Source organism: Sphingobium lactosutens, from assembly GCF_013393185.1.
Lineage (GTDB): Bacteria > Pseudomonadota > Alphaproteobacteria > Sphingomonadales > Sphingomonadaceae > Sphingobium > Sphingobium lactosutens_A.
Genome location: NZ_QJQX01000052.1, coordinates 179,052 through 188,934, shown reverse-complemented (window position 1 = coordinate 188,934; position 9,883 = coordinate 179,052). Strand labels below are relative to the sequence as shown.

At 66.1% G+C, this 9,883-nt stretch carries 13 protein-coding genes; all 13 read right to left on the bottom strand.

Annotated features, from left to right (window positions below; genetic code table 11):
* Positions 1-27: 27 nt before the first annotated feature.
* Complete coding sequence (locus DM806_RS12975; protein WP_179043602.1) at positions 28-996, bottom strand: AAA family ATPase; 969 nt, start codon at positions 994-996, stop codon at positions 28-30.
* Positions 993-1,619, bottom strand: coding sequence for a dTMP kinase (gene tmk / locus DM806_RS12970; RefSeq protein WP_179043601.1), 627 nt, complete (start codon positions 1,617-1,619; stop codon positions 993-995). Before tmk ends, DM806_RS12975 begins: the two co-directional genes overlap by 4 nt.
* Positions 1,616-2,779 carry a D-alanyl-D-alanine carboxypeptidase family protein gene (locus DM806_RS12965; RefSeq protein WP_179043600.1) on the bottom strand — a complete coding sequence of 388 codons (1,164 nt, stop codon included), beginning with the start codon at positions 2,777-2,779 and terminating at the stop codon, positions 1,616-1,618. The genes tmk and DM806_RS12965 overlap by 4 nt, the downstream gene beginning before the upstream one ends.
* A 47-nt stretch (positions 2,780-2,826) precedes the next feature.
* The gene (locus DM806_RS12960; protein ID WP_179043599.1) at positions 2,827-3,816 is read right to left on the bottom strand and encodes a septal ring lytic transglycosylase RlpA family protein; all 990 of its coding nucleotides are present in this window, start codon (positions 3,814-3,816) and stop codon (positions 2,827-2,829) included.
* Positions 3,800-4,849, bottom strand: a complete 1,050-nt coding sequence (locus DM806_RS12955) for a lytic murein transglycosylase (RefSeq protein ID WP_179043598.1) — start codon at positions 4,847-4,849, stop codon at positions 3,800-3,802. The genes DM806_RS12960 and DM806_RS12955 overlap by 17 nt, the downstream gene beginning before the upstream one ends.
* A 263-nt stretch (positions 4,850-5,112) precedes the next feature.
* Complete coding sequence (locus DM806_RS12950) at positions 5,113-5,325, bottom strand: helix-turn-helix transcriptional regulator (RefSeq protein ID WP_256869297.1); 213 nt, start codon at positions 5,323-5,325, stop codon at positions 5,113-5,115.
* A gap of 249 nt (positions 5,326-5,574) precedes the next feature.
* Positions 5,575-5,964, bottom strand: a complete 390-nt coding sequence (locus DM806_RS12945; protein ID WP_179043597.1) for a hypothetical protein — start codon at positions 5,962-5,964, stop codon at positions 5,575-5,577.
* On the bottom strand, positions 5,961-8,072 hold the full coding sequence (locus DM806_RS12940; RefSeq protein WP_179043596.1) for a ParB/RepB/Spo0J family partition protein: 2,112 nt from the start codon (positions 8,070-8,072) through the stop codon (positions 5,961-5,963). Before DM806_RS12940 ends, DM806_RS12945 begins: the two co-directional genes overlap by 4 nt.
* Before the next feature lie 269 nt (positions 8,073-8,341).
* Entirely contained in the window at positions 8,342-8,527 is a 186-nt protein-coding gene (locus DM806_RS12935; protein WP_179043595.1) for a hypothetical protein, read from the bottom strand.
* Positions 8,524-8,922 (bottom strand): hypothetical protein, encoded by a 399-nt coding sequence (locus tag DM806_RS12930; RefSeq protein ID WP_179043594.1) that lies wholly within the window; start codon positions 8,920-8,922, stop codon positions 8,524-8,526. The genes DM806_RS12935 and DM806_RS12930 overlap by 4 nt, the downstream gene beginning before the upstream one ends.
* Positions 8,919-9,242 (bottom strand): hypothetical protein, encoded by a 324-nt coding sequence (locus DM806_RS12925; protein ID WP_179043593.1) that lies wholly within the window; start codon positions 9,240-9,242, stop codon positions 8,919-8,921. Before DM806_RS12925 ends, DM806_RS12930 begins: the two co-directional genes overlap by 4 nt.
* Entirely contained in the window at positions 9,239-9,424 is a 186-nt protein-coding gene (locus DM806_RS12920) for a hypothetical protein (protein ID WP_179043592.1), read from the bottom strand. The genes DM806_RS12925 and DM806_RS12920 overlap by 4 nt, the downstream gene beginning before the upstream one ends.
* Positions 9,414-9,815, bottom strand: coding sequence for a helix-turn-helix domain-containing protein (locus DM806_RS12915; RefSeq protein WP_179043591.1), 402 nt, complete (start codon positions 9,813-9,815; stop codon positions 9,414-9,416). Before DM806_RS12915 ends, DM806_RS12920 begins: the two co-directional genes overlap by 11 nt.
* Positions 9,816-9,883 lie beyond the last annotated feature (68 nt).

Below are 9,883 nucleotides of genomic sequence, written 5' to 3'. Positions count from 1 at the left end.
CAGTTGTTCCTGCCGCAAAGCCGCTTTTCAGGCGACAGGCGCCAATGCCGCGACATGCCCGGCGAGTTCAAACACCACCGCTGCCGGATCGAGCGACAGGATGATCGCCCCGCCCGCCAGATGTCGAGCCTGTTCCCAATGATCCAGCGCCTGCCCCAGTGCTGGCCCCTGCCGCACCCGTGCCGTCTGGGCGATGAAGGCGGGTGCGCGCTCCAGAAATGCCTCATAGCGCGGCTTGGCGGATTTGAGCGCCAGCGCCTTGGCAAGGGCAAGGCGCTGGCGATTGCCGGGGTCGCCCTGCGCCGCGAGGCTGTTCAGCGTCTGCTCGATCTCCGAGAGGTTGAGGCCGGCATAGCGCAGTGCCTGTCCGGGCGATCCCTCCCCTGCCCGCACCAGCGCGTCCATCTCCTGCGGCGACAATTTGTCGTCGACAACGCGCAGTGCGGCGCGCATCGTCGCATCGTCCAGCGGATCGAAGCGCAGCGTGCGGCAGCGCGAGCGGATCGTCGGAAGCAGGCGTCCCGGCGCATGGCTGACCAGCAGGAACAGCATGTCGGCCGGCGGCTCTTCCAATGTCTTGAGCAGCGCATTGGCCGCGCCGCGCTCCAGATCGTCGGCACTGTCGATCACCACGACACGGCGCGAAGACAATGACGGCGCCGACTGGATCAGCCGTTGCAGGCCACGCACCTGATCCACGCTGATATTGCGGGCGGTGACGCCATCCTTTTCCAGCGGCGCCAGTTCGGCATAGTCGGGATGGGCGGCCGCTTCGATCAGGCGGCGGGTCGGGTGGCTTTCCGGAACGGCAAGCCCCTCCCCCTCGATCGCGGGGCCGGCGGCATCGGCCAGCAACCGCATCGCCAGCGCGCGTGCGAAGCTGCCCTTGCCGATCCCCTTCGGCCCAGCGAGGATCCAGCCATGGTGCATCCGCCCGCCCTGCGCCGCGGCCATCAATGTTCGGGCCTGCGCATCATGGCTCAGAAGCAGCGTCATGGCAGCAGGTCTTCGATCGCTTCTAGCAGCCTGACCGTCACGACCTCGGCCGGGCCAGAGGCGTCGACGGCGTGGACACGATCGGTCTCGTCCCGCGCGAAGCGGGTGAAGGCATTGGCCACGGCCCGATGAAAGTCGCTGGCGCGGCCGCCGATCCGGTCGGAAACGTCACCGTCGCGCGCCTTTGCCCGGCCCGTCGCCTCTTCCTCGGGGAGCGTCAGCAGCAAGGTCCGATCGGGCAGATAGCCTGCGCTGCCAATCCGATGCAGTGTCATTATGTCGGCGTCGGTCAGCTCGCCCTGCCCCTGATAGGCGCGGCTCGAATCCAGAAAGCGGTCTGACAGCACCCAGGCGCCCCGTTTCAGCGCCGGTCGGATCGTCTTTTCGATATGATCCGCGCGCGCCGCCGCGAACAGCAGGGCCTCGGCGCGGGGACTCCAGCGATCGGCGCGGCCCGTCAGCAGCAGCGCGCGGATCGCCTCCGCACCCTCGCTCCCGCCCGGTTCGCGCGTTTCGACGACGTCGATCGCGCGCGCGCGCAATGCGGCGGCGAGCGCGCGCAACTGCGTCGACTTGCCGGCCCCCTCCCCGCCTTCCAGCGTGATGAAACGGCCGGGACTCACCCGAACAGCGACTTCATGCCGTTCCACAGGCGGCCGAAAATGCCTGCCTCGGCGATATCCTCGCCAGCCACCAGCGGCATGATCTGCGGCGGCGTGTCGGGCGTCTGGATGATGAGCTGAGCGATCTGCTGGCCCTTGGCGATCGGCGCCTTGATCGGACCGGTGTAGGCGACCTTCACCTGAACCTTGGCCGATGCCGTGCGCGGCAGGGTGACGGCCATATTCTGCGGCGCGACCAGCGGCACGCTGGTCGCGCTGCCCAGCTGGACCTCCGCCGTCTCGACGGTCTGGCCCTTCTTGAACAGCGGCTGGGCCTTCCACGCCTTGAAGCCCCAGTCCATGAAGCGCACGGATTCTGCGATACGCTGGTTGGAACTGGTCAGGCCGGCTACCACCATCACCAGACGGCGGCCATCCTGCTCGGCTGAACCGGTGAAGCCGAAACCGGCTTCCTCGGTATGGCCGGTCTTCAGGCCATCGGCGCCGGCGATCTTGCCCAGGATCGGGTTCCGGTTCCCCTGGTTGATGTCAGACCCGCCCATGGTCTTGCCCCAGGTGAAGGAACGGGTGGCGTAGAAGCGCTTATAGAGATCGGGCGTTTCCTCGACCGTCGCCTGCGCCAGCTTCGCCAGATCCTCGGCGGTGACATAGGTGACGCCTTCATCCGGCCAGCCATTGCTGGTGCCGAAATGGCTGTTGTTGAGGCCAAGGCGCTTGGCTTCTTCATTCATCAGGGCGACGAAGGCCTGTTCGGTGCCGGCAATGCCCTCTGCCAGCACGACGCAGGCGTCATTGCCGGACAGGGTGACGATGCCGTGCAGCAGGTTTTCGACCGACACCTGCTCGCCGACCGACAGGAACATCGTCGATCCGGCCTGCGGGCCATGCCACTGCTTCCAGGTTTCCGGGCGCACGGTGAACTTGGTGTCGAGCTTCAGTTCACCCTTCTGGATCAGGCGGAAGGCGACATGCGCCGTCATCATCTTCGCCATCGATGCCGGCGGCATGCGTGTTTCGCCGCCCTTGTCGTAGAGCACCGCGCCCGACGACAGATCCTTCATATAGGCGATCGGCGCTTCGCTGGTATAGGGCGGCGCGGCCGCGATCAGCGGCTGGGCCAGCAGCCCGGCGGCGAGGAGGACTGCAACGCTTTTCTTCATCGGAAACTGCCTTCGGCTAGGATGGAATCGCTCTCGGACCACGATTTCTATCGCGCGTCATTAGCCATGATACGCGCATTCTCAAAGCCCTTGGTCGCCGCAGCGCGGACACCGGCCTGTGCAGCCTGCTGCGTCGGATAAGGGCCGAAGCGCACGCGCCACATGGCGCCGCCCGGTTCGACATGGGCGCCTATGCTTTTGGCGAGGGTCTCGGCACGGGCCTGGGTCGAAAAAGCGCCCACCTGCACGACATAGCCGCCCCTGGCCGGGGCTGCTGTGGTCGCCGCAGGGGCTGGTTTCGCTGCGGGTCGTGAGGGCGCTGGCCTTGACGGCGCGGGCACGGTGGCCTGATCGAAATCGGCGCCCGGCCTGATCGCAGGGGCCGACTTCGTGGGTGCAATCGCAGTCTTCGCCCTGGCTGAAAGAGCCGGCGCAGCCTCCGGTCCGGCGTGCGGCAGCTTCTCCCTCAACACCTTGAGCAAGGCTGCCGGGGTTTCCAGTCGCTCCGCCGCTCTGCCATGGGCTCGAAGCACAGCCCGTTCCTGCTCGGGTGGATTGACCCGCCGAACCCGCACCGGCACCACGCCCGCGCCGCTGACGCCCAGCTGCGCAGCGGCGCCCGGCGACAGGGCAATGATCTGGTCGTTGCGCATCGGGCCACGATCATTGGCGCGCACCAAAATGGTCTTGCCGCTGTCCAGCGCCGTCACCTCGACATAGCTGGGCAGCGGCAGCGTCCTGTGCGCGGCGCTGATCGCCGATGCTACAAACGGCTCGCCGTTGGCGGTGGCGCCATTCTGGCTGCCTTCGTCGGATCGCCCGGCATAGCCGACTTCGTCGTACGCGGCCGGGTCGGTCGGCGTGTAGGTGACGCCGCCAATCGCATAGGGTGGACCGATCATGGCCGGCGCGTCGGCGACCATGCCGCGGCCAGCCCTGCCCGCGCCGGTCTTGCCCGGCTGGGCATGGAGCAGCCCGCCGCCGATCATCGACAGCATCAGAACCGCGCTGGCCAGCAGCTTATTGTTTGACCGCATCCGCCAGCAATCCCACCGACAAGGCATAGAAGTTGGAGCAATTATAATCGAGGATCGCCCGGTAATTGCTGGTCAGCAGATAGGCCGTCTTGCTCGGCCCGTCCGGTTCCAGCAGCGTCGCCAGCATAGTGTCGGCCGGCCAACGGCCATCGGCAGGCACCAGCCCCAGCTTGCGCCATTCGGCCATGGTCAGCCAGCGGCTATGCCGGTTGAACACGCGTGGACAGCGGGCGGGCGTCGTGCGCGCGGCGATGCCGGCGCGGTTCAAGCCGGCCGGCACGGCGACGGCGACGCCCCACGGCTCGCCACGCCGCCAGCCGGAATGGACGAAATAATTGGCGATCGAGGCCAGCGCATCTGCTTCGCTGGTCCATATATCCGCCTTCCCATCGCCATCGCCATCCTTCGCAAGGCGCAGATAGACGCTGGGCAGGAATTGCGGATAGCCGGTCGCGCCCGCCCAGCTGCCGACCAGCCGGCTGCGCGGGACGCCATTGTCGAGCATCTTGAGCGTCGCCAGCAGCTCCGGTTCGAACAGGGTGCGCCGCCGCCCTTCCCAGGACAGGGTTGCGAGCGATCGGATCAGGTCGAAATCGCCGGTATAGGCCCCATAATTGGTCTCATGCCCATAAATGGCCACCATGATCTCTTCGGGCACGCCGGTTTCCGCCTCGATCCGCGCCAGTCGCCCACGGTTCGCCTGATAGGCCGTGCGGCCGCGGCCGATCCGTGCCGCATCGACATGCTGACGGCGATAGGGTTCGAAATTGGGAATGGGCGAATAAGCCCCCCCACCCGGCTGGCTCTGGTCGAGCTGAACCACGCGCGGGTTGGGCGTCAGCGTCGGGAACACGCTGTTCAGCGTGGCGTCGCGGATGCCCAAGGCGCGCGCCCTGGGCCGCAGGCTGTCGAGATAGGCCTGAAAACCGGCATCGTCCTGAGCCTGGGCGGGGCCGACAGCCAGACTGCCCGCGGTGACGGAAGCCAGGCCAAGCAGCAATGACAGGACGGATGAGCGCAAAGAATCTCCCATGGCTCTTTTGTGGCACAGGCCGTGCAAGGCGGGGAACCCCCTTATTGGACATGGACTGTCGATTAGTCGACGAACCGTGCCTTGCGCGATTTGACGGCCGCCGGGCGGGGTATGTTACAACGAATTCCGCGACTTTGAACAGGATAGCGGGCCAGCGCAAGCATGGACCCGGACGGGGTGGGATTCGACATTGACCGTAGATGCGCTGAAAAACATGAGTTTTATTTCCCCGAAACTCTTTGAGACCCCCAATAATGCCCCCGCTAAGTCGGTGGCTTTCGGAGGCGTTCGGCTATCCAGGCGGTGACCTCCGACTGCAGCCAGGCGACGCTGGCGGGGCCGATCTGATAGCCGGCAGGGAAATTCCCCGTTTTTATCCAGCGATAGATCGTGGCCTTGTCCTTCGGTACGATTTCCCGAACCTGACGGAGGGTGAGCAGGCGATCACCAGGCGCGATACTGGTGGCGTCCATCATGCGTGCGTCCTTTGGTTTTCCCGCGCGCGCTTCCATTCCTGAAACGCTTTTGCGTGGGCTGGGCAGAGGTGCTTTTCCTCTGCGGGTGAGAGCGCGCAGCGCGCGCAGATCTTTTCGTCGCATGTACCGCTGCGATGCGCGGGCACTTTCCAGTCGCAGAGAAACGGCGCGGGCCGGCCGCAATCGCAGCGGGGCCGAGGCCCTGACGTGCAGACGATCGCGGTGCCGCCGCGCGGCAACTGGACGAGATCACAGGCCATTGAGGTTCCCCGTGCCCGACTTCAGCGTCCAGGGCCGGTGCCGACACCCAACGTCCGCCCGCACCGCGCACCGTGGGCACGGTTCCCGATCGACGCGCTCCGGGATTTGCGCAGGCGGACTATCTATCGCCTCTTTCCTTGGCGCATCATCAACGAGGCGGATCCCGCGCGGCCGGGGCATGGTCGTTTCGTCCAGGAGCGCGCGGATCCGGTTGCGCGTCAGCGGCCGGGGCGCCCTGGCCTCCGTCAGCTGCGTCATGAATTTGCGCGGGCTGGCGGTCAGCGGCGCAATAAACGCGGTAAGCGGCACACCGCGTTGGTGTGCCGCCTGACGCAGCGCGTCGGCATATTGGGCGCCCGTTTCGAGATTGGTCATCATTCGGCCGCTTCCCGCGCTTCAGGCGAACGACCTGGTGGTCGATCGAAGCGCATCAACGGGTGCACCCAATTCTTGGCCTTGTGCAGCGCGCGGGTGACAGGCGCAGTCAGCTCGCCCGCCTTCAACTTGCCCCAGGTGCCGAACGCCATCTTATCGACGTGCGGTTCGGCCAGCGCCAGGCGGTGCGCCTTCGGCAACAGGTCTACCAGCTCCTCGGTCGGCTCCGCATAAGCGCGGATGTCGGCTTCCCGCAGGTTCACGCGCTCAGCGAGCAGATCGTGGACCGGGATCTGATATCCCGGCGCAATGAGGCTGCGCTCCAGTACCAGCCCCGCCAGATAGGCTGCCGCCTTGTTCTTCCACTCCTCGCTTGCGGCGTGAAACGCGCGAAAGGCGCTGACGAGATCAGTGCCGCTCATGCTTTCATGGGCGCGAAGATCCGATGTCTCTCTGTGCCAACGCATGCCAGCGAGCGACCGCTTCACATGGGACTGAACCCCTTCAGAATATTCGATCGAAGATTCATAGCCGCTCGCGAGGCGCCGGGCGCCTACCTCGAACCCATAGCCGCCAGCCAGCTCGTAACGCAGGAGCGCCCAGATCGCATAGTCGCGGCCGTAGACGCCATCGGCCTCTGCGTCATCGAGGAGCGCGCAACGCAGGACTTCGCGGCGCAGGCAGCGCATCACCTGGACGCCATCGGACGTCAGGCCGAACTGATCCTTGATCGCGGCGTCCGCCTTCTGCCGCTCGGCGTAGCCATAGCTGTTGTCGAGCGCCGAGCCGCCAGCGGCAGGCTTGGGCATCAAAGCACTCATCGCCGCAGCGGCCGCGCGCTTCGCGATCGGGCCGGTCGAGACTGGCGCCGGTATGGCGGGGCGCGCCGCAACGCGCTTCGCCTTGCGGGTCGCCCACCAGAAACGCTGTTCGAGACTTCCGTCCTGCTCGATCTCAAGCGTCGCGAATATCTCGCCTTCTGGCAATGCCAGCGCACGCCGTTCGTCGATCGCGGCCAATTCCGTCTCGAGCGGCTCGTAATCGACATCGATATCGGCAATGCCGGCATCCTTCGTCGCCTGATCGATGTCCGGATCCGCCAGCAGATCAGTCGCGAGCTTTTCCAGACGGGTCATTTCCTGGTGGACGACCTCCGCGCGATCGACGTCCTGCGGGTCGATGTCGGCGGGCTCGACGCTGATCTCGAGATCCCGAGCGATGCCGCCGAATTCGCCGTCACGCGGCGGTCGGGCTTCGAAGCGCAAATCCCGGCCGGGGGTGTGGTTCTGGACCTGTCGGCGAAGCAGCGCACGGTTGCGCTCCAGCTTCGCCTCGACCAGCTTGATCAGCAGGCCTTCATCCTCGATGCGGCCGCGCTGGTCGGCCTGGTCAGCGAACAGGTCCAGTTCGTATCGGCCGCCTTCCTTCGCATAGGCTTCCTCGCCAACGAAGCGGAGCATTGTAGCCAGTTCGCTGTCGCCCACCTTCAGAAGCCGGCGGATGCCGGCCGCGCTGGTGGCTCCGCCCGATCGCTGCAGCTGCTCGAAGATCTTGAGCTGGAGATCCTGATGTTCGGTCGCGCCAAAGGCCTTCGCCTCGTCCTGGCTGATACTGCCGGCCTCAAGCGCGGCGAAGATCGTCGGATGCAGCGCGCCGAGGCGTGCCCAGCCACGCACGGTGGCGATCGTCTGGCCGTTGGTTTCGGCGATTTCCTTCAGCGAGCGCCCCTTCGCATGAGCGCGGGCGACGGCAGCATAGACCTCATATGGGCGCAGATCGCGGCGAACCAGGTTCTCGGCGAGACTCAACTCGCGCAATTCGCCTTCGTCCGTGATGTCCCGCACGATGACGTCGATCGGATGGTCTGCCGGCAGTTTGCCTTCGGTCACCAGCAGCGTGAAAGCACGAAAACGGCGCCCTCCTGCGAGCGCGCCGTACTTACGCTTCTTGCCTTTGGTGCCGGGCATGGGATGCACCACCAACGGGTAGAGCTGTCCGCGATTAAGGAGCGATTCCGCCATGCCGGCGACGGCGTTGGCATCGGCTTCGTTGGTTCGGCAATTGTACGGCGAAACACATAGATCGCCGATCGTCATCGTCGTAAAGGACATGGACGTTCTCCGCTGCATGGAGGGCGAATCCCCGGCCGGCCACAGGGCAGCAGCCGGCCGGGGCGGCTCCGGGGGCGGAGCCGTCACCGCCTGCCGGGCGATTGTATTGGGGGGAGCCGCCGGCAGACGGTGAATAGAGGCGGGCGCAGACGCCCGTGCGATCGTCAGGGCGAGTTGGTGCCCCTCATCCGGAAATTCAGCATCGAGCGCCTGGCACTCGGCACAGGTGCAGGGCGACGCGGCTTCAGGAAAGGCGCGACCGACGCGGCTCACCGAAGCACCTCGTAAAAGGCGATGTCGTAGGGCCAGCCCTGGATCGACCAGTTGCAATCGTCCGCCGCCCAGCCAGCCGCAGGTGCGTCGTGGTAGGTGGCCCCTTCCCCGCCATGGGCGAGCCATACCCGCACGCGCTTTCCCACCGCGTCGCTCGGCCGATGTCCAGGGTTGGCCTTCACAGCCGTGTGCCCTCGGACCGGGCTTCGCGGCGGGCGAGCGTCAGAAGGCGGCCGCGCACGCTGCTGTTGGCGCGGCCGAGCTGACGCGCGATCGCGTTGATGCGCGTGCCGCGCTGCTCCAGGTCGAGTAGCATCCCGTCTTCTTCAGCGGACCAGGGGCGAACAGCCTGCCCCGCGCGCCAGTATGGATCGCGGCGCTGGAAAGTCTTGTGCTGGAGACGCGCTGGCACGTCGGCGCCAATGCGCTTGCACTGTCCGTAAACCGTCGACTTGCTGATAGGCGCACCCTCGCCGGCGAAATGGGCGGCGATGCGCGGCGCGGACCAGCCGCGTTCGCGCAGCGTAGCCATCTCGTCCAGCTGCTCGTTGGTCAGGATGCGCTGCGACCGCATCATCCGGCCTTTGCCTGGCGCAGGATCGACTGGAGATCCGCGATGTAGGTTTCGAGGCCACCGATCGGCATGTCGATCGCGAGCGCTTCATCCGTCGGCTGCATGGGATTGCCGCCGATCATGTAGAGAATGACGCGGCCGACTTCTGCCGCAGGCGCCCATGCGATCCCCAGGCCATGGCATAGTTGCAGTTCCCGACGCGCGCCCGGACGATGCGCGTCCGGGAGCCAGGCCGTGCCATGGTCGGTGATTGCGACATGATCGAGCGGGAGCAGGTCGCCGGGCGGCATACCGATGCCGCTGAGCAGGATCGTGATGCTCATGCCGCCATCAGCCAGTCGACAAGGGCCGGGATGTAGCGGATCGCGGCGACAGCGCCGCCGAACAGCACGCCCGCCGCCAGGCCGTGGATGATTGCAGCCTGATCCGGACTGATCGCTTCCTCGGCCGGATGGCGGCAGCAGGAGCAAGGGCAATGGATCGGATGAAGGACTTCACGCGACATGGGCAGCCTCCTGAAGCGAGGGGGAGCAAGCGTTGCAAAGATCCGGTGCCGACCAGGCGCAGCTGCGACCATTGACGATGCAGGGATCGCAGTCCGAACAGCCGCACTGCTTGCAGATCTGCGGCAGGCTCAAGTCGATCGCCTTGAAATGGCGTGGGAAGTCCTGGGCCAGGCGAAGCAAATCGACGACGTCGCGGTCAAGCGCGAACGCGCCGGACAATGCTTCGATCACGTCCCAAACGGGCGCAGCGATGTCTGACTCGATCAGGCGGATGAAAGCGGCGCGATCAATCTCAGCCAGATGCGGCACGGTTCTTACCGCACCGGCGACGTCTTCGATCGACAGGCCGGCGGCCTTGCGGCGGAGTTGCAGATAGGTGCCGGGCGTCATGGCGATTGGCATCCTTCGGGCAGCAAAAATGCCATCCCGAAGGCGCGTCACGCGCTACAGGCTGGCCG

Bases quoted from the DNA above. Each gene is read 5' to 3' on its own strand.
- DM806_RS12975 (WP_179043602.1), bottom strand. From the start codon at position 996: ATGACGCTGCTTCTGAGCCATGATGCGCAGGCCCGAACATTGATGGCC.
- DM806_RS12965 (WP_179043600.1), bottom strand. From the start codon at position 2,779: ATGAAGAAAAGCGTTGCAGTCCTCCTCGCCGCCGGGCTGCTGGCCCAG.
- DM806_RS12960 (WP_179043599.1), bottom strand. From the start codon at position 3,816: ATGCGGTCAAACAATAAGCTGCTGGCCAGCGCGGTTCTGATGCTGTCG.
- DM806_RS12955 (WP_179043598.1), bottom strand. From the start codon at position 4,849: ATGGGAGATTCTTTGCGCTCATCCGTCCTGTCATTGCTGCTTGGCCTG.
- DM806_RS12950 (WP_256869297.1), bottom strand. From the start codon at position 5,325: ATGATGGACGCCACCAGTATCGCGCCTGGTGATCGCCTGCTCACCCTC.
- DM806_RS12945 (WP_179043597.1), bottom strand. From the start codon at position 5,964: ATGATGACCAATCTCGAAACGGGCGCCCAATATGCCGACGCGCTGCGT.
- DM806_RS12940 (WP_179043596.1), bottom strand. From the start codon at position 8,072: ATGTCCTTTACGACGATGACGATCGGCGATCTATGTGTTTCGCCGTAC.
- DM806_RS12930 (WP_179043594.1), bottom strand. From the start codon at position 8,922: ATGATGCGGTCGCAGCGCATCCTGACCAACGAGCAGCTGGACGAGATG.
- DM806_RS12925 (WP_179043593.1), bottom strand. From the start codon at position 9,242: ATGAGCATCACGATCCTGCTCAGCGGCATCGGTATGCCGCCCGGCGAC.
- DM806_RS12920 (WP_179043592.1), bottom strand. From the start codon at position 9,424: ATGTCGCGTGAAGTCCTTCATCCGATCCATTGCCCTTGCTCCTGCTGC.
- DM806_RS12915 (WP_179043591.1), bottom strand. From the start codon at position 9,815: ATGACGCCCGGCACCTATCTGCAACTCCGCCGCAAGGCCGCCGGCCTG.